At 68.0% G+C, this 25,431-nt stretch carries 27 protein-coding genes; 13 read left to right on the top strand and 14 right to left on the bottom strand.

Annotation, left to right across the window (positions count from 1 at the left end):
• Nucleotides 1–68: 68 nt before the first annotated feature.
• Both AC1Q5B_RS11760 and AC1Q5B_RS11755 read right to left on the bottom strand, forming a co-directional pair.
• Nucleotides 69–683, bottom strand: coding sequence for a rhomboid family intramembrane serine protease (locus AC1Q5B_RS11760; RefSeq protein WP_492631842.1), 615 nt, complete (start codon nt 681–683; stop codon nt 69–71).
• Between the two features lie 9 nt (nt 684–692).
• A complete protein-coding gene (locus AC1Q5B_RS11755) occupies nt 693–2,309 on the bottom strand; it encodes a POT-type proton-dependent oligopeptide transporter (protein ID WP_492631841.1) in 1,617 nt (538 codons plus the stop codon).
• Between the two features lie 118 nt (nt 2,310–2,427).
• On the opposite strand from AC1Q5B_RS11755, the gene AC1Q5B_RS11750 reads away from it, so the two are divergent.
• Entirely contained in the window at nt 2,428–4,212 is a 1,785-nt protein-coding gene (locus tag AC1Q5B_RS11750; protein ID WP_492631840.1) for a M14 family metallopeptidase, read from the top strand.
• A 112-nt stretch (nt 4,213–4,324) separates the two neighbouring features.
• Here the strand turns inward: AC1Q5B_RS11750 and AC1Q5B_RS11745 are convergent, their stop codons facing one another.
• The gene (locus tag AC1Q5B_RS11745) at nt 4,325–5,077 is read right to left on the bottom strand and encodes a glutathione S-transferase family protein (protein WP_492631839.1); all 753 of its coding nucleotides are present in this window, start codon (nt 5,075–5,077) and stop codon (nt 4,325–4,327) included.
• Nucleotides 5,078–5,128: 51 nt separating this feature from the next.
• On the bottom strand, nt 5,129–6,010 hold the full coding sequence (locus AC1Q5B_RS11740) for a ZIP family metal transporter (RefSeq protein WP_492631838.1): 882 nt from the start codon (nt 6,008–6,010) through the stop codon (nt 5,129–5,131).
• A gap of 455 nt (nt 6,011–6,465) precedes the next feature.
• Between AC1Q5B_RS11740 and AC1Q5B_RS11735 the strand changes: the two genes are divergently transcribed.
• The 5 genes from AC1Q5B_RS11735 to dbpA are packed head-to-tail and all read left to right on the top strand — an operon-like array spanning nt 6,466 to nt 9,904.
• Nucleotides 6,466–6,657 carry a hypothetical protein gene (locus tag AC1Q5B_RS11735; RefSeq protein WP_492631837.1) on the top strand — a complete coding sequence of 64 codons (192 nt, stop codon included), beginning with the start codon at nt 6,466–6,468 and terminating at the stop codon, nt 6,655–6,657.
• A gap of 38 nt (nt 6,658–6,695) precedes the next feature.
• Nucleotides 6,696–7,475: a YbaY family lipoprotein gene (locus AC1Q5B_RS11730; protein WP_492631836.1), complete on the top strand. Its 780-nt coding sequence runs from the start codon at nt 6,696–6,698 to the stop codon at nt 7,473–7,475.
• A 7-nt stretch (nt 7,476–7,482) separates the two neighbouring features.
• On the top strand, nt 7,483–8,055 hold the full coding sequence (locus tag AC1Q5B_RS11725; protein WP_492631835.1) for a guanyl-specific ribonuclease: 573 nt from the start codon (nt 7,483–7,485) through the stop codon (nt 8,053–8,055).
• Nucleotides 8,052–8,486, top strand: coding sequence for a barstar family protein (locus AC1Q5B_RS11720; protein ID WP_492631834.1), 435 nt, complete (start codon nt 8,052–8,054; stop codon nt 8,484–8,486). Before AC1Q5B_RS11725 ends, AC1Q5B_RS11720 begins: the two co-directional genes overlap by 4 nt.
• Nucleotides 8,487–8,527: 41 nt before the next feature.
• Entirely contained in the window at nt 8,528–9,904 is a 1,377-nt protein-coding gene (gene dbpA, locus AC1Q5B_RS11715) for an ATP-dependent RNA helicase DbpA (RefSeq protein ID WP_492631833.1), read from the top strand.
• A gap of 182 nt (nt 9,905–10,086) precedes the next feature.
• Here dbpA and AC1Q5B_RS11710 read toward each other — a convergent pair whose 3' ends face one another.
• Entirely contained in the window at nt 10,087–10,296 is a 210-nt protein-coding gene (locus AC1Q5B_RS11710) for a cold-shock protein (RefSeq protein WP_055942770.1), read from the bottom strand.
• Nucleotides 10,297–10,607: 311 nt separating this feature from the next.
• Here AC1Q5B_RS11710 and AC1Q5B_RS11705 point away from each other — a divergent pair, with 311 nt between their 5' ends.
• The 3 genes from AC1Q5B_RS11705 to AC1Q5B_RS11695 all read left to right on the top strand — a co-directional run bounded on the left by AC1Q5B_RS11705 (nt 10,608) and on the right by AC1Q5B_RS11695 (nt 14,031).
• Nucleotides 10,608–11,165 (top strand): YaeQ family protein, encoded by a 558-nt coding sequence (locus AC1Q5B_RS11705; protein ID WP_492631832.1) that lies wholly within the window; start codon nt 10,608–10,610, stop codon nt 11,163–11,165.
• Between the two features lie 4 nt (nt 11,166–11,169).
• Nucleotides 11,170–12,351, top strand: a complete 1,182-nt coding sequence (locus tag AC1Q5B_RS11700) for a BaiN/RdsA family NAD(P)/FAD-dependent oxidoreductase (protein ID WP_492631831.1) — start codon at nt 11,170–11,172, stop codon at nt 12,349–12,351.
• Nucleotides 12,352–12,420: 69 nt separating this feature from the next.
• Nucleotides 12,421–14,031 (top strand): carboxylesterase/lipase family protein, encoded by a 1,611-nt coding sequence (locus tag AC1Q5B_RS11695; RefSeq protein ID WP_492631830.1) that lies wholly within the window; start codon nt 12,421–12,423, stop codon nt 14,029–14,031.
• A 117-nt stretch (nt 14,032–14,148) separates the two neighbouring features.
• On the opposite strand, the gene AC1Q5B_RS11690 is transcribed toward AC1Q5B_RS11695, so the two are convergent.
• The 5 genes from AC1Q5B_RS11690 to AC1Q5B_RS11670 all read right to left on the bottom strand — a co-directional run bounded on the left by AC1Q5B_RS11690 (nt 14,149) and on the right by AC1Q5B_RS11670 (nt 19,740).
• Complete coding sequence (locus AC1Q5B_RS11690; protein ID WP_492631829.1) at nt 14,149–15,132, bottom strand: LLM class flavin-dependent oxidoreductase; 984 nt, start codon at nt 15,130–15,132, stop codon at nt 14,149–14,151.
• Nucleotides 15,133–15,219: 87 nt separating this feature from the next.
• Nucleotides 15,220–16,476 (bottom strand): threonine synthase, encoded by a 1,257-nt coding sequence (locus tag AC1Q5B_RS11685; protein ID WP_492631828.1) that lies wholly within the window; start codon nt 16,474–16,476, stop codon nt 15,220–15,222.
• A gap of 91 nt (nt 16,477–16,567) precedes the next feature.
• Nucleotides 16,568–17,239, bottom strand: coding sequence for a glutathione S-transferase (locus AC1Q5B_RS11680; RefSeq protein ID WP_492631827.1), 672 nt, complete (start codon nt 17,237–17,239; stop codon nt 16,568–16,570).
• Between the two features lie 186 nt (nt 17,240–17,425).
• Nucleotides 17,426–18,985, bottom strand: coding sequence for a protein adenylyltransferase SelO (locus AC1Q5B_RS11675; RefSeq protein WP_492632092.1), 1,560 nt, complete (start codon nt 18,983–18,985; stop codon nt 17,426–17,428).
• 5 nt (nt 18,986–18,990) lie between these two features.
• On the bottom strand, nt 18,991–19,740 hold the full coding sequence (locus AC1Q5B_RS11670) for a sulfurtransferase (protein WP_492631826.1): 750 nt from the start codon (nt 19,738–19,740) through the stop codon (nt 18,991–18,993).
• A 50-nt stretch (nt 19,741–19,790) separates the two neighbouring features.
• Here AC1Q5B_RS11670 and AC1Q5B_RS11665 point away from each other — a divergent pair, with 50 nt between their 5' ends.
• Nucleotides 19,791–20,189: an ArsR/SmtB family transcription factor gene (locus AC1Q5B_RS11665; RefSeq protein ID WP_492631825.1), complete on the top strand. Its 399-nt coding sequence runs from the start codon at nt 19,791–19,793 to the stop codon at nt 20,187–20,189.
• Entirely contained in the window at nt 20,186–20,653 is a 468-nt protein-coding gene (locus AC1Q5B_RS11660; protein ID WP_492631824.1) for an SRPBCC family protein, read from the top strand. Before AC1Q5B_RS11665 ends, AC1Q5B_RS11660 begins: the two co-directional genes overlap by 4 nt.
• A gap of 25 nt (nt 20,654–20,678) precedes the next feature.
• On the opposite strand, the gene AC1Q5B_RS11655 is transcribed toward AC1Q5B_RS11660, so the two are convergent.
• Complete coding sequence (locus AC1Q5B_RS11655; RefSeq protein ID WP_492631823.1) at nt 20,679–21,041, bottom strand: DUF6164 family protein; 363 nt, start codon at nt 21,039–21,041, stop codon at nt 20,679–20,681.
• 83 nt (nt 21,042–21,124) lie between these two features.
• Here AC1Q5B_RS11655 and AC1Q5B_RS11650 point away from each other — a divergent pair, with 83 nt between their 5' ends.
• On the top strand, nt 21,125–21,559 hold the full coding sequence (locus AC1Q5B_RS11650) for an FKBP-type peptidyl-prolyl cis-trans isomerase (protein WP_492631822.1): 435 nt from the start codon (nt 21,125–21,127) through the stop codon (nt 21,557–21,559).
• A 156-nt stretch (nt 21,560–21,715) separates the two neighbouring features.
• On the opposite strand, the gene AC1Q5B_RS11645 is transcribed toward AC1Q5B_RS11650, so the two are convergent.
• A complete protein-coding gene (locus AC1Q5B_RS11645) occupies nt 21,716–23,314 on the bottom strand; it encodes a serine hydrolase (RefSeq protein ID WP_492631821.1) in 1,599 nt (532 codons plus the stop codon).
• A gap of 97 nt (nt 23,315–23,411) precedes the next feature.
• Here AC1Q5B_RS11645 and AC1Q5B_RS11640 point away from each other — a divergent pair, with 97 nt between their 5' ends.
• Complete coding sequence (locus AC1Q5B_RS11640; RefSeq protein WP_492631820.1) at nt 23,412–24,674, top strand: TIGR03862 family flavoprotein; 1,263 nt, start codon at nt 23,412–23,414, stop codon at nt 24,672–24,674.
• Between the two features lie 175 nt (nt 24,675–24,849).
• Here the strand turns inward: AC1Q5B_RS11640 and AC1Q5B_RS11635 are convergent, their stop codons facing one another.
• Together AC1Q5B_RS11635 and AC1Q5B_RS11630 are read right to left on the bottom strand one after the other, a co-directional pair.
• On the bottom strand, nt 24,850–25,062 hold the full coding sequence (locus AC1Q5B_RS11635) for a hypothetical protein (protein WP_492631819.1): 213 nt from the start codon (nt 25,060–25,062) through the stop codon (nt 24,850–24,852).
• 2 nt (nt 25,063–25,064) lie between these two features.
• Entirely contained in the window at nt 25,065–25,409 is a 345-nt protein-coding gene (locus AC1Q5B_RS11630) for a RidA family protein (RefSeq protein ID WP_492631818.1), read from the bottom strand.
• Between the last annotated feature and the right edge of the window lie 22 nt (nt 25,410–25,431).

The raw sequence follows: 25,431 nt of genomic DNA, 5'->3' as shown, positions 1-25,431 counted from the left end.
GGATAGGACACGGCACCGGGATAGCATGGCCCACCTTCAATGCAGGTGAGCAAAGCCGCAATGGCGGCTTAACCGAAACTCGGGCGAGACAGTTCCTGCAGGAAGTGTTGCACCACGCCGGTGTCCATCACCACCAGGAACAGCACGCCGTAGGCCGCACCTGCGAGGTGCGCGCCGTGGTTGATGTTGTCGCCGCCGCGCTTGTCCATCCAGATGCTGTAGGCGATGTAGAGCACCGCGAACACGATGGCGGGCATCGGGATGAAGAACACGCCGATCGTGGCCCATGGCGCCAGCATGATGAAGGCGAACAGCACCGCCGACACCGCGCCCGAGGCGCCGAGGCTGCGATAGTTGGGGTCCTTCTGGTGCTTCAGGTAGGTAGGCAGGATCGACACCACCAACGCCGAGACGTAGAACAGCGGAAACACCCACGGGCCTTTCTGCGCCGCCATCCAGCCTTCGATCTGCCGGCCGAAGAAGAACAGCGTGAACATGTTGAAGAACAGGTGCCAGAAGTCGGCATGGATGAACCCGTACGTCACCAACCGGTCGTACTGCCGATGGCGGTCGACCGCCGGGGGCCACAGGATCAGCCGCATCAGCAGCGCCGGCGTGCGGAAGGCGATCAGGCTGACCACGCAGGTCGCCGCGATGATCAACAGGGTGATGGGAGCGCCCATGTATCGTCCTCAGGCCGCGGTGCGGTAGTTGTCCTGCATCGGATAGGTCCTCGCATACAGCGCGAACGCCAGTGCCGCCACGAAGGCGAACCCCGCGAAGAAGAACATCAGGAAGGCATTCTCGGTCCAGCCCTGCGACTGGATCCAGCCGATCACCGCCGGGTCGCGGACGCTGGCGTTGGTCAGCAGCACCCACAGGCCGCCGAACGTGCTGGTCAGGTACCAGAACGCCATGATCACGCCCTTCATCGCCATCGGCGCCTGGCTGTAGGCGAACTCGAGCGCCGTCGCCGAGACCAGCACCTCGCCGAAAGTCAGCAGCAGGTACGGCAGCGTCTGCCACGCCAGCGATACCTGTTCGCCATCATCCATCTGCAGCTGCAGCATGCCGGCCACGATCCACGACAGCGCGGAGATGGCGATGCCCCAGCCCATCCGGCGCAGCGCGGTGACGTTGAAACCCATCTTCCGGAGCGCCGGGTACAGCACCAGGTTGTTGAACGGGATCAGCAGCATGACCATCAGCGGGTTCAGCGCCTGCATCTGCGTGGCGTCCTTCACCAGCCAGCTCGGCCACCACCACAGATCGTGCGGGATCACCATCGCCTTGCCCTGGATGACCCAGGTGGACGCTTTCTGGTCGAACAGCGACCAGAACGGGGTGACCAGCGCGAACACGATCAGGATGCGCAGCACCGAACGCACGCCTTCGATGGCGGCATCCGGATGCAGCCCGCGTGCGCGCTCCAGCTGCAACGAGGCGCCGAAGCCGACACCCGCGATGATCGCGCCCAGGGCAAGGCAAGCGGTGATGACGAACCCCCATGCCTCGGGCCAGATCCCCACGTCCGCGAACTTCAGCGCCCACAGCGCCAGCATCACCACCGCACCGACCATGCCCACGGCCGCGACCAGCGTGCCGGGGCCGAAGCCTTTGACCAGCAACGCACTGCGCACGATGTTGAGGAAAGAATCCGGATCGTCGCCGCGCGACGGAGGCACGTTGACGTACTTCTTGCGCCCCAGCCAGAAAATGAAGGTCGCGATGAACATCAGGATGCCCGGGATACCGAACGCCCACGCCGGCCCCCAGCTTCTCAACACCAGCGGCATCAGCAGCGAGGCGAAGAACGAACCGAAATTGATGATCCAGTAGAACGCGTCGAAGACGAGCTTGGCCTTGCTCTTGTTGCTCTGGTCGAACTGGTCTCCGCAGAACGTCACCACCAGCGGTTTGATGCCGCCCGACCCCAACGCGATCAGGAACAGGCCGGTGTAGAAGCCAGTGGCATTGCTCTCGAACAACGCCAGGCACGCGTGGCCGGCGCAGTAGATCAGCGAGAACCACAGGACGGTGTTGTACTTGCCGAAGTAGCGGTCCGACAGCCAGCCGCCGAGCAGCGGGAAGAAATACACGCCGATGACGAAGCTGTGGAACAGGTCCTTGGCGGCGCCCTCGCGCGCGGCCTGGTCCGGCAGATAGGCCAGCAGCACCGAGCTGATCAGGAATGGCACCAGGATGTTGCGCATCCCGTAGAAGCTGAACCGCTCGCAGGCCTCGTTGCCGATGATGTAGGGAATCTGGCGGGGCATGCGGCCCTGGCTGGCTTCTGCGGTCGTGCTCATCCGATCTTCCGGTGAAAAAGTCCTGGAAGGTTACCGTATCCGCCTGCGCAGGGTCGAACCACGGCGTCGTTGCGACCGCGCGAACGGGGACTGGGACTGACCGCGATTGCCGGGCATCATGCGGCCCTGCCCTGTTCAGGAATTTCCCGTGCTGCGACCGCTCTGCGCCACCCTGCTGCTGGCCCTGATACCGCTGGCGAACGCCCAGTCCGCCTTGACGACGGTGTCCGAACGCTCGGGCTTCATCGAGACCGGTCGCTACGAGGAAGTGGCCGCACTGTGCGACGCCTTCGCGCGGCAGTATCCGAAGGCGGTGCGCTGCGCCACGTTCGGCACTACGCCGGAAGGCCGCCCGATGAAGGCGCTCATCGCGTCCACCAGCGGCGCACTGACGCCAGAGCAGGCGCAGCGCCGTGGCGTGCCGGTCGTGCTGATCCAAGGCGGTATCCACGCGGGCGAAATCGACGGCAAGGATGCAGGCTTCCTCGCATTGCGGGAGGTACTGGAAGGCAAGGCCGCGGCCGGCGCGCTCGACAGGCTGGTCTGGGTATTCGTACCGGTATTCAACGTCGATGGCCACGAACGCTTCGGCGCGTGGAACCGCCCGAACCAGCGCGGCCCGAAGGAAATGGGCTGGCGTACCACCGCGCAGAACTACAACCTCAACCGCGACTACCTGAAGGCCGACACGCCCGAGATGCAGGCGATGCTGCAGTTGGTGCAGCGCTGGGATCCCCTGGTGACCGTGGACCTGCATGCCACCAACGGCGCGCAGTTCGAGCACGACATCTCGATCCAGGTGGAGCCGGTGCATGCCGGCGATGCGGGCCTGCGCCAGGCGGGACTGGCGCTGCGCACGGGCGTTATCGATGACCTGGCGAAACAGGGATCGCTGCCCCTTCCCTACTACCCGTCCTTCGTCGTGCAGGACGATCCCACCTCGGGCTTCGAGGACAGCGTACCGCCGCCGCGCTTCTCGCATGGCTACTACCTGCTGCGCAACCGCATCGCCATGCTGGTCGAGACGCACTCATGGAAGGAATATCCGGTGCGCGTGCGGATCACCCGCAACACGGTGGTTTCCGTGCTGGAGCATGTCGCGCGCGACGGCGCGGCCTGGCAAACCGCGGCGAAACAGGCGGATATCGCCGCCGCCGGATTGGGCGGCCAGCAGGAGCCGCTGACGTATGTCGCGGGGCCGACGGCGCGTACGGTGGATTTCCGCGGTTACGCCTACACGCGAACGACGTCCGAGGTCTCCGGCGCGCTGATGACGCGCTACGACGAGAACACGCCGCAGGTGTGGAAGGTGCCGCTGAAGGACGACATCCGCCCCGGCGTGGTCGTCGAAGCACCCCGCGCGGGCTATCTGGTACCCGCCGCCGAAGCCTCCTGGGTGGCGGCGGTGCTGAAGACGCACGGCGTGGAGTACCGCCTGCTTGGCAAGCCATGGCGGGGCGACGCCGAAGCCTTCCGCGCCGGCAAGAGCAGCTTTGGCGCCGGCTCGGTGGAAACCCACCAGCGGCTGGCCGTGGAAGGCAGTTGGCAACCCGAGGCCCGCGCCGTGCCGACCGGCTCGCTGTTCGTCCCGATCGCGCAGGCGAAATCGCGCCTGGTGATGGCATTGCTGGAACCGCTGGCACCGGACTCGCTGCTCGCGTGGGGACGTTTCAACAACGCCTTCGAACGCAAGGAGTACATGGAAGACTACGTCGCCGAGAGCGTGGCCCGCGAGATGCTGCGCGACCCGGCGGTCAAGGCGGAATTCGACCGCAGGGTGCGCGAGGACAAGGCGTTTGCGGCGGATCCCCATGCGCGGCTGGAGTTCTTCTACCGTCGACACCCTTCGTGGGACGAGCGTTACCAGCTGTATCCGGTGCTGCGCGTGGACGCGACGCCCTGATTGTCCGTTGTTCGGGCAGGAGCGACGTGAGTCGCGACCGCATGCCCACGGCAACCGATGATTTCAGCTCGCGACTCACGTCGCTCCTGCAGAGAAACCGCAAGTCCGCCGTTCAGCCCAGTCGCATCAGCCCGTATCGGGGAGACGCATTGCCGTAGGTCGTCTCGGTGAGCGGCGCCCCCATCGCCGCCAGCAGGTCGCGTTGCTCCGGCAGCGGCGTGCGCAGCATGCTGTCCTCGTACACGGACAGAGTGCGGAACGCCGGCAATGCCCACGCGCGATCGAGAAACGCTGCCATGCGCGGCCAGTGCGCCGCGTCGACCTGGTACCGCACGAACACGGCATTCCGAAAAAACGACGCGATGCTGATGTCGGCGATGGAAAGCTCGCTGAACAGCCAGCCCTCTTCCGGCAGTTGCGGCTCCAGGTAGTCCAGTCCCACGGGAAGTTCCTCTTCGCGCGCCCTGCGCACGACATCCTCGTCGGTGCCTTCGTTGAACAGGAAACGACGCACGCCCTTCTGGAAGAACATCCGCCAGACGATGACGTCGCCGAGGTAGGAGTCCGCATATTCCTCCAGCCAGCGCGCCTTCGCACGCCGGACGGGATCGACGGGATAGAGCGAAACATCGGGGAACCGGTCCTGCAGGTACTCGCAGATGACGGTGGAATCGTTGAGCACCAGATCGCCGTCGATCAGCACCGGAATGCGTCGCAGGGGACTGAGCCGGCTGAACGCCTCGTTGCCCACGAATGGCGCGATCGGGTCGATCCGGTACGGGATGCCCTTCAATTCCAGGCACACCAGCACCTTGCGCACGTACGGCGACAGGTAGTTGCCGATGATGGTCAGCGGTTCGCTCATGGCTCTGTTCCGTCGGGGACGGAGGCAGACTGCGCATCCTGCGCCGCGCGGTCAACCCAGCGCGGTGTCCAGCGCCATCATCAGGCAGAAGCCGACGGCCAGGCCGAGCGATGCCGTGGTGCCGTTGCCATGGCGGTTGGATTCCGGGATCACGCTATGGCCGACCGCGATCAGCATGGCCCCGGCGGCGAACGCCAGGCCCCACGGCAGCAGCAGCGAGGAAATACCTACCGCCCACGCACTGAGGACCGCAGCAACCGGTTCGGCAACGCCGGACAGCGCACCGATGAAGACTGCCTTGCTGCGCGCCATGCCCGCGCCGACGAGGATCAACGCCACCACGAGGCCCTCCGGGATGTCCTGCAGGGCAATGCCCATCGCCAACCCTTCCGCGCCGCTCAAGCCACCCCCTGCCGCAACGCCGACCGCCATGCCCTCCGGCACGTTGTGCAGCACGATGGCGAGCACGAACAGCATCACCCGCGACGGCACGAGGTGCCGGTTCGCATCGCGCGGATCGTCCATCGCTACGCGATCCAGCGCCAGCAGGGCGAGCGCACCCAGCATCACGCCGGCGCTGATCAGGCCAGCGGCACGCCAGGCCGAGTAGCCGGCGCGCCCTGCCGCGTCCAGCCCCGGCAATATCAGCGAGAATGCCGTGGCGGCGAGCATCACGCCGGCACCGAACCCCAACAGCCCGTCCGACAACTGCTGCGGCAGCCGCTTGACCACCCATACCGGCGTCGCGCCGATCGCCGTGGCCAGTGCACACAGGGCACCGCCTCGCAACGCGCGGCTCAGGCCGCCGTCGTTCTCCACCGGCAGCACCGCCACCAGCCACAGCGCAACGACCACGATCACCAGCGTCGCCGCCACGTACGGCCAGGCGAAGGTGGTGCGGGTATAGGCGAAAGGCAGCAGGACGCGGTTCATGCCCTCGGGCTCCGTGCTCGGTGCGGCGTCGGGCCGATACTAGTCTGGCCCGCGCGGATCCTCATCGCAAAACTGAATCGCCACGATCAGCAACACTGCCGGCTCGCCTCGCTCCGGCGCAGTTCCCGCAATGCCCGTGCCACCCTGCGCTCCACCCTCCCTGCGATAGCCTGCTCCAGACGGCGGGTGTGCATATTCGCGCTTGCCCTCGGTGATCCACGCGGTGTCGCCGCGACGCATGGCATAGCCCTCGACCGTCCCTGTGGCCGGCCCCTGCCCCGTGGAAATCGGTCGACACTCTTCGATGCCGAGCGTGCGGCGGGCGCGCCCGGTCGTCGACGAGACAGTTCCGGCGTCGAGGGACGAGCTCGCCTTGCGCGGCGACGCCGCCGGCAGGCTGCCTGTGCCGTTGCGTGCCTGAGCATCGATACTCCGGCGTCCTGCCAGAAAGCCGCATGCGCCATGGCGCGCAGGTGTTCGAACAGCGCATGCGCGACGTCGGAGAACGTTCGGGTAAGCGCATCCATGCCCAGAAGCGCGACGGCACGCATCCGGCGTCGCATCACTGCAGCGCGCCAGAGATCCGCATCGCAGGCCGCAAGCGATCGCTTCCCGCGTTGACGAACCATTACGTCCGCCATCGCTAAGCTGGCGGCCCGCCACCGCCACCCCAGGAGCGCGCGCGATGTTCCGTCCCCTGCTCACTACCGTCTGCCTGCTCGCGCTCGCGGCCTGCCAGTCGCCGGCCACCGCACCGGCAACGGGCGATGCGGTGGCCACGGCTTCGAACGAGGCCACGATCCAGGGCCGCGCGGTCTATCTCGAACGCATCGCGCCGCCACCCGGCGCCATTCTGAGCGTGCAGTTGGTGGACAACCAGTTGGCCGACACCTCGGCGGCCGTCGTGGCCAGCGCTGACTTCGCCGATCTCAAGGGACCGCCGTTCGCGTTCACCCTGTCCTACGATCCCGCCAAGCTGCGGCCGGACGGCCTTTACGGCCTGCATGCCGGACTGCGCGATGCGCAGGGCGTGCTCTGGTTCGTCACCGACACGCGCGTGCCGGTGACGCCGGGCTCATCCGCGCCGGTGGAGTTCCGCATGGTGCGTGCCGGCGGCGATCCCGTGGCACCGGCCGCCGGCACGCCGTGGGAGCAGGCCAAGGCGCGCGGCAGCGTATTCCGGGGCATCGGTACCGAGCCTGGCTGGTCGGTGGACGTCGGCAGTGGTACGACACCGCGCCTGTCTGCCGACCTGGATTACGGCGAGCGCAAGGTCGAGGTCGCCCGGACGCGCAGGACCGCCGACGGGTATGCCGGCACCACCGCCGATGGCCTGTCCGTAACACTGACGACGAAGAAGGAACCCTGCAGCGACGGCATGAGCGACACCGAGTACCCCGCCTCGGCGATCCTGACCATCGCCGACAAGACCTACCGCGGCTGCGGCCGCTTCCTGACGGAATGATGCACGCATGAGTCGACGTTCCCGCGCACGCCGCCAGAGCCGCCAGCGCCTTCCCCTGTTCGCCCTCCTCGCGCTGCTTGTCCTGGGCGCGGGCGCGTGGTGGTGGTGGTCGCAGCGCGACGAGGCGCCAAGCACGCCGGTCGCCACCAGCGAACACGCCCCCGATCCGAAGCACACCAGCGCGGAGCTGGCGCTGCCGCCGGTGGAGCAGACGCGCCCCGGCGAACTCGCCGGCGAGGTGCCCGACGTCGCACCCACCGCAGCGCCGTCGCCGTCGCGCAGCATCGAAGCGCTGCCCGCCTTCCTGCCGGCGGAGGCACGGCAGACACTGGCGCTGATCGAGCGCGGCGGACCATTCCCGCATCGTCAGGACGGCAGTGTCTTCCAGAACCGTGAGGGACGCCTGCCCAGGCAGGCGCGTGGCTACTACCGCGAGTACACGGTCGACACGCCCGGGCTGGACCATCGCGGTGCGCGTCGCATCGTCACCGGCGGCGAACCGCCCCGCGAGTATTACTACACCGACGATCACTACGAGCGTTTCCGCCGGTTCGAGATCGGCAACGGAGCGGCGCGATGAGCGAATCCGGTTTCGATCCCGGCTTGGCCGATCCCGCGCGAGCCGGCGTGTTCTTCGTCACCGAGGACGATCTGGATCCGTTGTCCGCCGTCGGTCGGGATGCAGGCCTGCTCGCGCGCCGCATCGACCTGTCCGGTTGCGACAGCAAGTCGGCGTTGCTGCTGCGCATCGCGACGGTGCTGGATTTCCCGCAGACATCGGGCCGCAACTGGGATGCGCTGTCCGACAGTCTGCGCGACCTGTCCTGGCTGGAGGCCCCGGGCTACGTGCTGTTGTTCGAGCAGGCGCACGAACTGCGCGACCGCGCCGAAGCCGACTTCGACACCCTGCTCGATATCCTCGACGAGGTGTCGCAGGCGTGGGCCGCAGACGAGGTGCCGTTCTGGGCGTTCATCGCACTGCCTGACGAGGATTTCCCCGACCTGCAGTAGCCACTCCAGGCAGCGGCGGCGCCGATCTGCGAAAATGCCGCATGCTCGATTTCACCTCTCTCCCGCTAGCGCCCGGCCTGCAGCAGGGCGTCCAGGCGCTCGGTTACACGCGCCCCACGCCGATCCAGGCCCGCAGCCTGCCCGCCATTCTCGACGGTCGCGACGTCATCGCGCAGGCGCCGACCGGTAGTGGCAAGACTGCTGCCTTTGGCCTTGGCCTGCTGCACAAGCTGGACGTCGCCACGGTCCGCACACAGGCGCTGGTGCTGTGCCCGACGCGCGAACTGGCCGACCAGGTGGCGCAGCAGTTGCGCAAGCTCGCCGTCGGCATTCCCAACCTGAAGGTGTTGACGCTGTGCGGCGGCATGCCGCTGGAGCCTCAGCTGCGCTCGCTGGAAGCGCACGATCCGCATGTGGTGGTCGGCACACCCGGCCGCATCCAGGAACTGCTGCGCAAGAAGGCGCTGCATCTCGGCGGCGTGCGCACGCTGGTGCTGGACGAAGCGGACCGCATGCTCGACATGGGCTTCGAGGAGCCGATCCGTGAGATCACCGGCAAGACGCCGAAGGACCGGCAGAGCCTGCTGTTCTCGGCCACGTTCACCGATGCCATCCGCGTGATCGCCCGCAACACGCTGCGCGATCCGCTCGAAGTCACCGTCGATGCGCCGCAGGAACAGGCGGTGATCGAGCAGCGGTTCGTGCAGGTCGATCCCGCCCGCAAGCAGACGGCGCTGGCCGGTCTGCTCGCGCAGCACCGCGTCGAGTCCGGTGTGGTCTTCTGCAACATGCGCAAGGACGTCGACGAAGTCGCCGGTTCGCTGCAGCACTTCGGTTTCTCCGCCCTCGCCCTGCACGGCGACATGGAACAGCGCGATCGCGACGAGGTGCTGGTGCGCTTCGCCAACCGCAGCTGCAACGTGCTGGTCGCCAGCGACGTCGCCGCACGCGGACTGGACATCGAAGATCTGGCGCTGGTGGTCAATTACGACATGCCCAGCGACGCCGACACCTATGTGCACCGCATCGGCCGTACCGGCCGCGCGGGTCGCGACGGCCTGGCGATCAGCCTGTGCACGCCGCGCGAACTGCCGCGCGCCGACGTCATCCAGGAACGGCTGGGCGCGCCGCTGCTGTGGGACCGCCACGTGCCCTCGGCACCCAAGGCGCATGCGGCACCGCCTGCGGCGATGACCACGCTGCGCATCGATGCCGGCAAGACCGACAAGCTGCGTCCCGGCGACGTGCTCGGCGCGCTGACCGGCGACGCCGGCCTGTCCGCCTCCGCCATCGGCAAGATCAATGTCTTCGCCACGCGGACGTACGTGGCGGTGGCGCGCGACAAGGCAGGCGCGGCGCTGGCGCGACTCAACGCCGGCAAGATCAAGGGCCGCAGCTTCCGCGTCCGCAAACTCTGACGCTTCCATCCTGCTGCGTGGTGTGGGAGCGACGTCAGTCGCGATGACGCGCCGACATCGTCTGCAGGTCCGCGATCGCGACTGACGTCGCTCCCACGGCAAGAAAAAAACAAGACCACACAAACAAAAACGCCGGCGCTTGCGCACCGGCGTTTTCTTGAACCGTCGGGTTCAGCGCTGGATTACAGCGGCTGCACCTGGTCGGCCTGCATGCCCTTCTGGCCCTGCACGGCGACGAAGGAGACCGCTTGGCCTTCCTTCAGCGACTTGAAGCCATTGCCCTGGATCGAGCGGAAGTGCACGAACAGGTCGGGGCCGCTCTGCGGGGTGATGAAGCCGAAGCCCTTGGCGTCGTTGAACCACTTGACGGTACCGGTCTGACGATCAGACATCTTTACTAACTCCTGAAACATGGATGAAAGGACCACAACCCCGGCATGTGACCGGGACGGGACTGGGTTTGCAGGCGTTGGTAAAGCGGGAAGATGTAGCAGATGTATCTACCGCATCAGGCTCACGATTCACGGTGACCCTGGCAAGCACAGTGCCGCGCACTCTACCGGGGTTTTGGCGTAAAAGCGAATCCCTGTCCGCCAGAACCTGAACAGGGGTCCCGCCCGTTCCTCTGTAATCGTTTGCGGCTGCCGCCCGGTGCTCCGTGGCCGCCAGCGTATGATGGCGCCCCTTTTGCCGAACCCCCGCCATGGCGCTCAAGTCCACCGTCGTCAAAGCCGAACTGCAGATCAGCGACATGGACCGGCACTACTACGGTACCCACGCCCTGACCCTGGCCCAGCACCCTTCCGAGACGGATGAGCGGCTGATGGTCCGGCTGCTGGCGTTCGCCCTGTTCGCCGCCGACCGCCTGGAGTTCGGCAAGGGCCTGAGCAACGAGGAAGAACCCGACCTGTGGCGCAAGGACTACACCGGGCTGATCGAACAGTGGATCGATCTGGGCCAGCCGGACGAATCCCGCATCCGCAAGGCCTGCGGGCGCGCCCATGAGGTGGTGGTCGTCAACTACGGTGGTCGCGCCGCGGACCTGTGGTGGGACAAGAATGCGGCGCTGCTCGCGCGCCATCGCAACCTGACCGTGCTCGACATCGCCACCGAATCCGTGGACGCGCTGACCGCCCTGATGGTGCGCAGCATGCGTTTCAGCGTGATGATCCAGGACGGAGAGATGCAGTGGATGACCGACGACCAGCTGGTCGCCATCACCCCTTCCATCCGTCAGGCGGGTCTCGCCCGCGCTGCCTGACCCGATGCTGCCCAGCCACGACGTACTGGTCATCGGGGCCGGCGCGGCCGGCCTGATGGCCGCGCTCACTGCCGGCCAGCGCGGCCTGCGCGTGCTGGTCATCGAGCACGCCAACAAGGTCGGCAAGAAGATCCTGATGTCGGGCGGCGGGCGCTGCAACTTCACCAACACCGGCACCTCGCCCGCCAATTTCCTGTCCGCCAACCCGCACTTCTGCAAGTCGGCGCTGGCGCGCTATACGCCAGCGGATTTCATTGAGCTGGTAGAGCGGCATCGCATCGCCTACCACGAGAAGGAACTGGGCCAGCTGTTCTGCGACGTGTCGTCCAAGCTCATCGTCAAGCTGCTGGTGGACGAATGCGGGGCCGCCGGCGTGCGCATCGAAACCGGCTGCAGCGTGGCGCGGGTGGAACAGGCCGACGGCGTGTTCCGGCTGGAGACGGCACTGGGCCGCTTCGCCGCCCCTTCGCTGGTCGTCGCCACCGGCGGCCTGTCGATCCCCAGCATGGGCGCCACCGGTTTCGGCTATGAACTGGCGCGCCAGTTCGGCCACGAGGTCCTGCCTACCCGCGCCGGCCTGGTGCCGCTCACGCTGAGCGGCAAGCACCAGGAACGCCTGGCGGACCTGAGCGGCGTCGCGTTCCCCGTCGAGGCGCGCTGCGGCAAGGCGCGCTTCCGCAACTTCATGCTGCTGACGCACCGCGGCGTCAGCGGGCCATCGATCCTGCAGATCTCGTCGTACTGGCAGCCCGGCGACGACCTGCGCCTGGACCTGCTGCCCGACCGCGATGTGCGGGAGTGGCTGCAGTCCCAGCAGAAGCAGCGCCCCGATGCCGAACTGAAGACGGTACTGTCCGACGCCCTGCCGCGCCGCTTCGCCCAGCGTCTGTGCGAGGTCTGGCTGCCCAATCGGCCGATGAAGCAGTTCAATGCCCCACAGTTGAAAGAAGCCGCCGCGCTGTTGGCGGACTGGCCGCTCGTCGCAAGCGGCACCGAAGGCTACCGCACCGCCGAGGTCACGCTGGGCGGCGTGGACACCGATGGCGTGTCCAGCAGCACGATGATGTCGAAACGCGTGCCCGGCCTGTTCTTCGTCGGCGAAGTGCTCGACGTCACCGGCTGGCTGGGAGGCTACAACTTCCAGTGGGCCTGGGCCTCGGGCCACGCCGCGGGCGTGGCCGCCTGACGCACTGCGGCGTTCCCGAACGGCCCTGCTTTGCTAGCCTATGGAAACCGGTGTCATCCGAAGGTTTCCATGAGCGCATCCGCTGAAGTCGCACGCCGCCATTTCCTCCGACAGCTTGCCGGTACGAGCGCGTTCGCCGTGCTGGCGACGGCCCTGCCCGCCACCGCGACCGCCCGAAGCGCCGCCCTGGCGACCACCCGCAGCGGCCGCATCGCCGGCATCGTCGATCGGGGCGTGCACGTCTTCCGCGGCGTTCCCTACGGCGCCGACACCGCCACGCGACGCTTCCAGCGTGCCCTGCGCGAAACCGGCTGGACCGGCGTCCGGGAGGCCTCCCGCTTCGGTGCGTCGGCCCCCCAGCGGGGCGATGCCGATGGCCAGCCGGTCAGCGAGGACTGCCTGTTCCTCAACCTCTGCACCCCGGCCCTGCGCGATGGGGGGAAGCGGCCGATCCTGTTCTACATCCATGGCGGCGGCTACGCCAACGGCTCCGGCTCGCATCCCCTGTACGACGGCGTGAATCTCTGCCGTCGCGGCGATGTCGTCGTGGTGACCGTCAATCACCGCCTCAACGCCTTCGGCTACCTGTATCTGGGCGAAAGCGGCGACGAGCGCGTGAAGGATTCCGGCAACATCGGCCAGTTGGACCTGATCGATGCGCTGCACTGGGTGCGTGAGCATGCACACGAGTTCGGTGGCGACGCCGGCAACGTCACCGTGTTCGGCCAGTCGGGCGGCGGCGCCAAGATCGCCACCCTGATGGCGATGCCGGAGGCCGATAGCCTGTTCCACAAGGCGATGACGATGAGCGGGCAGCAGGTGACCGCTGCCGGCCCGCGCGCAGCCGCGCAACGGACCGCACTGTTGCTGGCCGGACTCGGCCTCGGTCCGCACGATGTCGATCGCCTGAGAGCGATGCCGATGGCACGACTGCTCGACGCCATCAGCATCCACGATCCGTCGCGCGTGGAAGACACCGCGCTCTACTTCGGTCCGGTGCTGGACTCGCTCAGCCTGCCGCGCCATCCCTTCTATCCGGATGCACCCGCACGGTCGGCCCGCATTCCGATGGTCATCGGCAACACGCGCGACGAAACGCGCGCCTTCCTCGGCCACGATCCGGCGAATTTCGCCCTGACATGGGAGCAGTTGCCGCAGAAGCTGCGCGAGCAGCAGTTCGTCGACCTGTCGCCGGAGGTGGTGATCGCCGAGTACCGGCGACTGTATCCGGACTACACGCCGTCCGAAGTCTTCTTCGCTGCGACCACCGCGGGGCGCTCCTGGCGCGGCGCCGTCATCGAGGCCGAGGAGCGCGCGAAACAGGGCGCACCGGCCTGGGTCTACCAGTTGGACTGGCGATCACCCGCAGAAGGCGGACGGCTGCGCGCGCTCCATACGCTCGACATTCCGCTCGTCTTCGACAACACCGGTGCGGAAGGATCGAAGACCGGCGCCGATGCGCGCGCCCGCGCGATGGCCGCGCGCATGAGCGCCGCATTGATCGCCCTCGCCCGCCACGGCGACCCGAACCACGCAGGTCTTCCCGCCTGGTCGCCGTACACGCTGCCACAACGGCAGACGATGGTGTTCGACGATGAATCCGGCATGCAGGACGATCCGCGCGGAGAAGAGCGGCGACTCTACGAGCGCGTGCCGTTCGTCCAGCGAGGCACGATGTAGGGCGGGCCCAGGCCCGCCATTGCCATCGATCGCCTCGCATCGACAAAAATCGAAGTCGATGCGATTCCGCCAAGCATCCCACCACCGACACCATGCGACGGCGGGCCTGGGTTCGCCCTACGACCGCATGACCTCGGCCGCGATCTCGAACGAGCGCAGGCGTTTGGCGTGGTCGAAGATGTTGGCCGTCAGCATCAGTTCGTCCGGACGATGGCGCTGGATGAACTCGGCGATGCCCTTGCGCACGGTGTCGGGGTTGCCGATGACCGCGCAGGCCAGCGCCTGTGCGACGCCGGCCTTTTCGTGCGGCTGCCAGAACGCTTCGATGTCGTCGATCGGGGGCGGCACCAGGCCGGCGCGGCCGCGGCGCAGGTTGACGAAGGCCTGCTGCTGGGTGGTGAACAGGTGACGGGCTTCCTCGTCGGTCTCGGCGGCCACCACGTTCAGCGCGAGCATCGCATGCGGCTTGGCCTGCCGCTTCGATGGACGGAAATCGCGGTGGTAGACGAGCAGGGCCTGGTCCATCGCATCCGGCGCGAAGTGCGACGCGAACGCGTACGGCAGGCCGAGCGCAGCCGACAGTTGGGCGCCGAACAGGCTGGAACCCAGCAGCCACACCGGCACGTCGAGTCCGGCACCCGGCACGGCCCGCACGGCCTGCCCTTCCTGCACCGGTTCGAAATAGCGCAGCAGTTCCTGCACGTCCTGCGGGAAGCTGTCGGCACCGTCGAAATAGCGGCGCAGCGCGCGTGCGGTCGGCTGATCGGTACCGGGCGCGCGGCCAAGGCCCAGGTCGATGCGGCCGGGATACAGCGAGGCCAGCGTACCGAACTGTTCGGCTACCTGCAGCGGCGAGTGGTTGGGCAGCATGATGCCGCCGGCGCCGACGCGGAGGGTCGAGGTCGCACCCGCGACATGCCCGATCAGCACGGCGGTCGCCGCGCTGGCGATGCCCGGCATGTTGTGGTGTTCGGCCAGCCAGTAGCGCGTATAGCCCCAGCGCTCGGCGTGCTGCGCGAGATCGCGCATGTGGACGAAGGCCTGGGTGGTGTCGCTGCCTTCGCAGACGGGGGCCAGGTCGAGGAGCGAATACGGAATCATGGGATCACCGGCGATGACGATGACATCGTCATGGGGACGTGGCGCGCCGGTCACCAGCCGCCGCGACGGGATGCTGCATCCCGCCGTTCACTGGAACAGGTGACGCAGGTCCGGCAGGTACTTCTCCGCCGATCCGGTATTCACGGCGACGACGCGCTCGCCGCGCTTCAGCAAGCCACGATCCAGCAGTTGCGGCAGTGCCGCCAGACAGGCGGCGCCTTCCGGGCCGACCCAGCCCTCGGGGCGCATGCGCCACAACCGTGCCGACTCCGCCGCGATGTCGGCTTCCTCGACCGCGACCGCGGCACCGCCGCTCGCACGCAGGATCTGCAGCACGCGGAAATGACCGACGCCGCCCGGCACGTTGAGTCCGACCGCCAGTGTCGCGCCGGCATCCCGTGCGGTGGTGTCGTCGGCGCCGGCTTCGAACGCCCGCACCAGCGGCGTGGTCGCGGCGCTCTGCACGCAGATCATGCGCGGCCGCCGGGCGCCGATCACGCCCAGCGCCTGCAGCTCGTCCCAGGCCTTCCACATGCCGAGCACTCCGGTGCCGCCGCCGGTGGGATAGACCACCGCATCGGGCAACGACCAGCGTCGCTCGCCGGGTGCGGGCTCCGCGAGCTCCAGGCCCAGCGACTTCTTGCCTTCGATGCGCCACCCCGGTTCCTGGAACGTCGCCACCGAGAACCAGCCCTGCGGCAGGTACCGTTCCTTGAGGAAGGCGCCGGCCTCGCGGATCGTCGGTCCCTTGAGGACCAGCGTTACCCGCTCGGGATGCCGATGCGCGGCCGCCGCGACGCTGCCGACGATGGGCGCGGGCGTATCGTCCGGCATCGCCACCACGACCGACAGCCCGCCGGCCAGCGCATACCGCACCAGCGAGTCGCCGGCATTGCCCTGCGTGGGTACCGCCAATCGCGACAGTCCCAGCCTGCGGGCTTGCGCAGCGACCATCGCCATGCCGCGATCCTTGAAACTCTGCGTCGGGTTGGCGCCGTGCCCCGGGTGCGCCCTGCCTTCATCCTTGAGCTGCAGCACCAGCCCCGCCTGCCTCGCCACCGGATGGTCGCGGTAGTCCAGCAGGGGCGTGGCGCCCTCGCCCAGCGGCACCAGATGCGCCGCATCGGCAGGGTCGCTCGCGTCCAGCGCCATCAATGCGCCGAACCGCCACATGTCCCGGCGCACCGGCCGGTACCACGCGAAATCCGGCCGCTCGGCGGCCAGACGCTCCAGATCGAGCACCATCTCCACGGGCCGGCCATCGACCGGATCCAGGTTCATCGGTCGATCGGCCGGGTATTCGATGCCCGACCCCAGTCCCCGCAGGCAGCGCACGTAGGACATCGTCAATCCTGCAACAGAGATGCCTGCAGCATAGCCCCGCGACGTGCGCATGGGTCATGACCGTGGTGCATGACGCTCAGCCGACGGCGCTTCAGCCCAGCAGGTCGAACGGACCGCCCTGTTCCAGTGCCCGCTGGTAGGCCGGTCGCGCGTGGATACGGGAAAGGAAGGCGGCCAGGTTCGGATACTTCTCCAGTCCCGCGCGTACGGCGGCGGCCTCCACCGGGAAGCTCATCTGGATATCGGCCGCGCTGAACGCGTCGCCGGCGAACCACGCGGCTTTCCCCAGTTCGGCCTCCATGTAGTCCAGGTGCAACGTCACTTGAGGGCCGACGAAGGTCCTCATCGCCTTGTCGGCGATGCCGCGTGCCACGGGTCGCGCGAAGAACGGCATCGGCGCCTTCTTCAGGCGAGAGAAGACCAGGCTGAGCAGCATCGGCGGCATCGCCGAACCTTCCGCGTAGTGCAGCCAGTAGCGGTAGCGCAGGTGTTCCGCGGTGCCCGGCGAGGGCGCGAACCGGCGCGCGGCGTCGTAGCGTTCCACCAGATACTCGAGAACCGCGCCGGATTCGGCCAGCACATGTTCGCCGTCGACCACCACCGGCGACTTGCCGAGCGGATGGATCTTCTTCAGTTCCGGCGGCGCCAGCATCGTCTTCGGGTCGCGCTGGTAGCGCACCACCGTGTAGTCCAGGCCCAGTTCCTCCAGCAGCCACAGCACGCGCTGGGAGCGGGAGTTGTTGAGGTGGTGGACGGTGATCATGGGAGCGCTCCGCAGGGGATTCGCCATCCTACCGCGCACGCTCCTCTTCCGTAGGAGCGACGTCAGTCGCGATCGGAAATGGCCGCAAGCGACACCAGAACGGTGCGGCGCATCCACCAACCCACCCATGGATGCGGGCCGTGCGGTCGCACTTGACGTCGCTCCTACACAGAAGCACCCTCCGACTCAGGAGCTACACGACAGCATCGAACATCCCGCCCGCTGGCGCGCCCAGTCCGGCCGTCGCTGAGCGAACCGCTCACGCCCCGGCTGGTCGTCGTACGGGCGGCGCATGACGTAGAGCAGGTCGTGCACGCCGGTCAGGTCGCCCGCTTCAGCGGCATCGATCGCCTGTTGCGCCAGGTAGTTGCGCAACACGTAGCGCGGGTTGGCCAGCCGCATGCGCTCACGGCGGGTGGAAGCGTCGAGCGCATCCTCTGTCTGCCGGCGCGCGTAGGCCGCCAGCCAGTCGAGCAACCGGGGAGCGATGGCCTCGCGCCTGGCCGGATCGTAGAAGGCGTCGTCGAAGGCCGACAGCGACGCATCCGACAGGTCCGCATCGATCAGGGCGCGGAAGAACAGCGTCATGTCGACCTCGCCTTGCTGCAGCAGACCCTGCAAGGTCTCGATGCGTTCGACATCGTCGTCGCGGCAGGACACCAGTCCCAGCTTGCGAGCGGTCATGTCGCGGTCCGCCCGCGCGTAGCCGTCGGCGAACCGCTGCAGGCCCGCCTGCAATGCCTCCACGCCCTCGAACAGCGGCGACAGCGCCTGCGCGAAACGGCTCAGGTTCCAGCCCGCCACGCATGGCTGCCACCCGAAGCGGTAGCGCCGGCCGTGCGCATCGGTGGTGTTCGGCGTCCAGTCCGGATCGTAATCGTCGATCCAGCCATAGGGGCCGTAGTCGATGGTCAGGCCCAGCACCGACATGTTGTCGGTGTTCATCACGCCATGCACGAAGCCCACCCGCATCCAGTGCGCCACCATCACCGCCGTGCGTTCGCAGACCTCGGCGAACCACGCGGCGTAAAGGGCCTCGCCCTCGCCCGACAGATGGGGAAAGTCGCGCTGGATCGTGAAGTCCACCAGCGCGCGGAGCAACTCCACCTCGCCCCGTGACGCCGGCAACTGGTAGTGGCCGAAGCGCAGGAACGACGGCGCCACGCGGCAGACCACCGCACCCGGCTCGGGCGTCGGGTGGCCGTCGTAGAACATGTCGCGCACGACCTGCTCGCCGGTGCCGACCAGGCTGAGCGCGCGCGTCGTCGGTACGCCGAGATGGTGCATCGCCTCGCTGCACAGGAACTCGCGGATCGAAGAGCGCAACACCGCGCGCCCATCCGCGGTGCGCGAGTACGGCGTCGGGCCTGCCCCCTTCAGTTGCAGTTCCCAGCGCTCGCCGGCTGCATTGACCGCCTCGCCCAGCGTGATGGCGCGGCCATCGCCGAGCTGGCCGGCCCAGTTGCCGAACTGGTGGCCGCCGTAATTGCCGGCGAAAGACTGCATGCCCGGCAGCAACGCGTTGCCGCCGAAGACCTGGGCGAAGGCGGGAGACGCGACATCGGCCTCGTCCAGCCCAAGCATCGCGGCGACTTCACGCGAATGCGCCAGCAACGTCGGTGCGGCGACCGGCGTGGGCGCGATCGCCGACCACAGCGCGCCACGCACCTCGCGACGCCGGAATCCCTGCTCCGGATCGCCCGGCAGCTCGCGTACGAAGCGGTTGTCGAAACGCAAGGCATCCAGGCCGCTCATGCGGCGTCCGCCGCCCCGTCCACCAGCGGACTCAGGTCGGGGCGCAGCGCCACGCGTTCGTCGAACACGAAGCAGGCGCCGTCGTAGCCGAATCCGCCGACCTGCTCGAAGTAGCCGAGGATGCCATCGTCCAGCTGCAGCACGTTGTCCATGCCCTCGGCCTGCATCCACAGCGCCGCCTTCTCGCAGCGGATGCCGCCGGTGCAGAAGCTGACCACCGTGGCGTCCTTCAGCTCGTCACGATGCGGTTCCAGCGCCGCCGGCAGGTCGGTGAACCTGTCGATGGGCAGCGTCAGCGCACCGGCGAAGGTGCCGTGTTCGATTTCCTGCCGGTTGCGGGTGTCCAGCATCACCACGCGGCGGCCGTCGTCGTCGTGGCCCTGTTCCAGCCAGCGCGCCAGCGTGCGCGGCGCGACGACAGGGGCACGCGCATCGTCGGGCGTCGTGCCGGGACGGCGGAAACTGATGATCTCCGGCTTCACCTTGACCTTGAGGCGCGCGAACGGAATCCCTCGGCTCTGGCTGTATTTCACCCGCAACCCCGCGAAGCGCGCGTCCTCGTGCAGGGGCGCGAGGAAGGCAGCGATCGCGTCGTCATCGCCGGCCAGGAACAGGTTCAGCCCCTCGCCCGCCACCAGCACGGACCCGCGCAGCGCCAATGCTTCCGCCCGCGCATGCAGCGTGGCGGCAAACTCGGCGGGCGCCTCGATCGGCGTGAAGTGATAGGCGGCGATGTTGGTGACCATTGCGCGATTTTACCGCCCGTCGGCCTGTCACCTTTCATTCAACCAGATGGTTGACAGTCACCAAGAAGGCCGAGATACTCAACCACATGGTTGAACATGACTCGCCGAAGCTCGACGCCGTTTTCCACGCCCTGGCGGACGGCACCCGCCGGCGCATGCTCCGCAGCCTGGGCGGGCAGCCGCGCAGCGTCGGCGAGTTGGCGGCGCCCTTCCAGATCTCGCTGGCCGCCGCCTCCAAGCACATCAAGGTGCTGGAGCGCGCGGGCCTGGTGACCCGACAGATCCAGGGCCGGACGCACCTGTGCCATCTGCAGCCTCAGGCGCTGGCCGAAGGCGAGGCGTGGCTGCGGCAGTACGAACGGTTCTGGACCGTTCGTCTCGACGCCCTCGACGCGGTCGTGCAGGCGGACACCCCTTCCCTCGCTTCCCCGACCCGGAAACAGCGATGACGACACCTCACACCCTCGACACGGTCGATGTCACCGTACGCCGCGCTTTCGCCGCACCCGCCGAGCGCGTGTTCGACGCCTGGCTGACGCCGCGCCTGCTCGGCCAGTGGATGTTCGGCCCGGATATCCGTGAGGAGAAGCTGCTGCGCCTGGACGTGGATCCGCGCGTCGGCGGCAGTTTCTCGATGCTGGTCGAACGCGAGGGCGAGCGCATCGACCACGTCGGCGAGTACCTCGTCATCGACCGCCCGCACCGGCTGTCCTTCACGTGGACCATCGCCGGCGAAGCCGACCAGGACGGCAGCCGGGTCGATATCGTCATCACGCCGACGGCCACAGGCTGCGAACTGCGCCTGACCCACGCCCTGCCGCGCGCCTGGGCCGACTACGCCGATCGCACGCAGCACGGCTGGAGCAAGATGCTCGACGCCCTGCACGCCCTGTTCTCACCCGCGAACGGGTAAAGCGGGACGCGCATGCCACGCTGGGTCAGAGCAGCAGCCAGGGCAAGGCCAGGGTCAGGGCGATGATGGTGATCATCGCCGCCAGCATGCCGATGACGTACCACGGCCGCGCCTGCAGCAGTCCGGCGAAGGTTTCCGCACGCCCCTCCCGTTCGTCCACCGCCTGCTGCGCGCGGGCGCGTTCACGGCGCGTGGACTGGTAGTCCGCCATCAGCGCCTTGGCGCGGACAAGCTGGTCCGCGTCCTCGATCCACAGACCGCCTGCGGAAATTCCCCACGGGCTGGGCTGCGTTTCGTAGAAATCGATCGCGTGCGTGCGCAGCAGCTCACGCACCTCGTCGGCTTCGTCGCCGGGTACATTGCGCAGGTTCGGGAAAAGTTTCGCCATGCGCGCAGTGTACCCCTGCACCACGGCACCCTCCGGCTGATGGGTTACCCTGCCGCCCTCCCGACAGACGGATGACCTCGCCCATGCGCTCCCTGCTGCTCGCTGTTTCGATCGCCCTGATCGCCGCCTGCGCTCCCGCCGGCCCACCGCCCGGCGGCAGCATCGCAGAACTCGAGCGCACCGATACCCAAGCGGGCACCGGCGCCGTGGCCACCAGCGGTAACGACGTCACCGTGCACTACACCGGCTGGCTGTACGACGAGAACGCCCCGCAGCAGCGTGGCATGAAGTTCGACAGCTCCGTCGATCGCGGCACGCCCTTCACCTTCCTGCTCGGCGCCGGCCAGGTCATCCGCGGCTGGGACGAAGGCGTGGCGGGGATGAAGGTCGGCGGCAAGCGCACGCTGAAGATCCCCGCCGACCTCGGCTACGGCAGCGACGGCGCCGGTGGCGTGATTCCGCCGAACGCCTCGCTGGTGTTCGACGTCGAACTGATCGACGTCAAACCGCACCAGTGACCGCAACGCTCTTCCCGTAGGACGGAAGGCTGTTGTGGGAGCGACGTCAGTCGCGAGCTTTGACGGGCAGGGTATGGCGTGCCGGCGTCAGCACGCGTGGACACGTCCATCGCGACTGACATCGCTCCCCCACCTGCCACGCCGACGGAGCTCCCGTCACTCCACCGGCGCCAGCCGCAGGTCGTGGAAGTCGAAACTGAAGTCGGTCAGCGGCGAGATCGCCTCCATCCGTGCCTCACGGATACCGCCGTCCGGCTTCAGCGAATACGTCAGGAACGCGTCCGCGTTGAGCCAGCGCTCGCGCCAGCGCACGACGAAGGTGTCGTGCTGCCATGGCTGGAGGTCGCCGACCAGTTCCGGCGTGCGACTGAAGCGCAACACCAGGCCTTCCCCCTCCCGCGCTACGACGACATCGCCGTACCACGGGTCGCGCAACGTGCCGGCGTACTTCGCCAGCGGCAGCGATGGCTTGGCGCCGGCATCGCGCGCGGCGAGCAGCTTCCGCCAGTGTTCGTCGGCGTTGTCCTTCGCCTGCGCCACCTGTGCCTGGTAGGCCGCCAGCCAGTCGGTGCCGCTGTTGGCGAGGTAGGCATCCAGTACCTTCAGCGTGATCGCATTGAAGGCTGCGCCCACTTCCTGGTTGGTCAGCACCACCACGCCCAGCTTCTGCTCCGGCACCAGCGTCACCCGCGAGACCATGCCCGGCCAGCCGCCGGTATGCCACACGAGCTTCCGACCCTGGAAGTCGGACACCATCCAGCCCTCGCCGTAGCCCAGGAAGTTCGGCTTCGCGGCCTTCAACGCCTCGATCTTCGGCTCCGCGATCAGGATCGGCGTGACCAGCGACCACATGGCCTTCTGTCTGGCCGGCGTGAACAGCGCCTGCTCGCGGCCCTTGGCATCGCGGTACGTGCCGCCGGCGAGCTGGGCTTTCATCCATTTCGCCATGTCGGTGACGCTGGAATAGATCCCGCCTGCGCCGGCGACATTGCGCCACGTCATCCGAGGCGCGGGCTGCAGCGTGGTGAAATCGGCCTTCGCATGGCCGGTGGCCACGTTGTCGCCGGATTCCAGCGCATCGCTGTTGTAGCGCGTCTCGCGCATGCCCAACGGCTGGAAGAAGCGCGTGCGCAGGAACTGGTCGTACGACTGCCCGCTGGCCTGTTCGACGACCAGCTGCGCCACGCCGTAGAGAATGTTGTCGTAGGCGTAGCGCTCGCGGAAGCCGCCGGTCAGCGGCACATCGCGCAGGCGCTCGGCGACCTCGCGGTTGCTGTAGGTGGTGGTGGGCCAGAACAGCAGGTCGCCCGCGCCCAGGCCCAGGCCGCTGCGGTGTACCAGCAGGTCGCGCAGCCGCATCTCGCGGGTGACGTAGGGATCGGCCATGCGGAACCACGGCAGATGGTCGATGACGCGGTCCTCGAGCGTCAGCTTGCCCTCGTCGGCGAGCATCGACAGCGATGCTGCGGTGAAGGCCTTGGTGTTGGACGCGATGGCGAACATCGTGTGCGCGTCGACCTGCGCCGCCCGGCCCCTCTCGCGCTCGCCCCAACCCTTCGCCAGCACCACCTCGCCGTCCTTGACCACGGCCACCGCGATGCCCGGCACATCGAAGGCCTCGCGGACGGATTCGACATAGGCGTCGATGTCCTGCAGCGCGGGCGGCGGTGCCGCTTCTGTCGCCACTGCAGCGGAGGCGAACAGGCAGAGCAGCCAGAGGACGCGACCCGTGGTCGCCGGCAGGTTCGAACGCATCGTGTATTCCGTGTACTGGGGCCTGCGCGACGATACCGCATGCCATGCACGCGCCGCGCCTGCCGGAAGCGCGCAGCGGACACGGCATACTATGCGGATGCCTGCGCAACACCCCGAGACTCCTGGCCCCGCACATACCGTCGCCGTCATCGGCGGCGGCCCCGCCGGCCTGATGGCGGCCGAAACGCTGCGCGCCGCAGGCGTGCACGTGGACCTGTACGACGCCAAGGGCTCGGTGGGACGCAAGTTCCTGATCGCGGGCAAGGGCGGCATGAACCTGACCCACTCCGATCCGTTCGATGTGTTCGTCACCCGCTACCGCGCCCGCGCGCCGGAGGTCGCCGGCTGGCTGCGCGACTTCGATGCCGAAGCCCTGCGCACGTGGGCGCGTGGACTGGGCGTGGAAACCTTCGTCGGCACTTCGGGCCGCGTGTTCCCGTCCGACCTGAAAGCGGCGCCGCTGCTGCGCGGCTGGGTACGCCGGCTGCGCGAACAGGGCGTGCGCTTCCACGTGCAGCATCGCTGGATCGGCTGGCGCGGGGATGGGAGGCTGCGCTTCGCGACGCCGGACGGTGAGATCGCCGTGCGGGCCGACGCCACCGTGCTGGCGGTGGGCGGCGGCAGCTGGCCCGAGCTCGGTTCCGACGGCGCCTGGGTGGACGCGCTGGAGGCCAGGGGCATCCATGTCGCACCGCTGCTGCCGTCGAACTGCGGCTTCGATATCGGCTGGAGCGGGCACCTGGCCACACGCTTCGCCGGCGAACCGCTCAAGCCGGTCGTTGCGCACTGGCAGGACACCGACGGCGCCGCACAGCAGCGCCAGGGCGAATGCGTCGTCACCGCCACCGGCATCGAAGGCAGCCTCGTCTATGCGCTGTCGCCGATGCTGCGCGACGCGATCATGCGCGATGGCGAGGCCACGCTGGTGCTGGACCTGCTGCCCGGACGCGACGAAACGGATCTCGCCCGCCGCCTGGCCAAACCGCGGGGATCGCGCAGCCTGAGCGAACACCTGCGCCGCGAGGCGGGCGTCACGGGCGTGCGCGCCGCGCTGCTGTACGAAGTCCTGGACAAGGCGGCGCTCGCGGATCCTGCGCGCATCGCGCGTGCGCTGAAACGCTTTCCTTTCCGGCTGCAGCGTCCACGGCCCATCGCCGAGGCGATCAGCAGTGCCGGTGGCATCCCCCTGGAAGCGCTGGATTCGCGCCTGATGCTGCACGCACTGCCCGGCGTGTTCGCCGCCGGCGAGATGCTCGACTGGGAAGCCCCCACCGGCGGCTATCTGCTGACCGCGTGCTTCGCCAGCGGCCGGCACGCCGCACGGGGCGTGATCGACTGGCTGGCGGTTCGCGGCCCCTGAGTGGTCGTCCGCAGGGGCCGCGGCGCGCACCCGGGAAGTGCGTGCCGCAGCGGCTGCGGAACGTGGGCGCACGATACACGCGCCATTGTTGACGGCCGGTTAGCGTTTCAAAGCAGTTTTATTACAGCTATTTACCGCCGGATGTGCATGCTTGTCCTCAACCGGCATGCGCACGTCACTCCGCCTCGTCGTTCGCCTGCGTTAGGGCGTCCGGCGCGCGCCGCGCCTTTGCCGCCACGTACATGTTGTCGACCAGGTTGGGATAGCGTCGGCCCGCCGCCATGGCACGGGCGCGCGCTTCCTCCACCTGTGCCGGCGTCAGCTTCAACGCGCCGCCACGACGTTTCGGTGCGGGGCGCTGCCAGGGACCGGGCTTGCGGGTCGCCATGGTCAGACCGCGGCGGTCACCACGATCTCGATCAGCCACGCCGGACGCGCGAGGTTGGCCTGCACGGTCGCACGCGGCGGCGCATTGCCCTCCGGCACCCACGCATCCCATACGCGGTTCATCGCCTCGAAGTCCTGCAGATCCTTGATGAAGATCTCGGCACGCAGGATCTTCGATTTGTCGGTGCCTGCCCGTGCCAACAGCGCGTCGATCTCGCCAAGCACCTGCTGCGTCTGGCCCGAGATGCCCTGGGTGGCGTCTTCGGCGATCTGGCCGGCCAGATACACCACGCCATTGTGGATGGCCATCTCGGACAGCCGCGGACCTACGTCGAACCGCTGGATCATGGGGATTCCTCCATTGTGGGAC

The organism is Pseudoxanthomonas sp. GW835-FHT14C01 (assembly GCF_058793715.1).
This window is presented reverse-complemented; position numbering and strand designations above follow the sequence as displayed.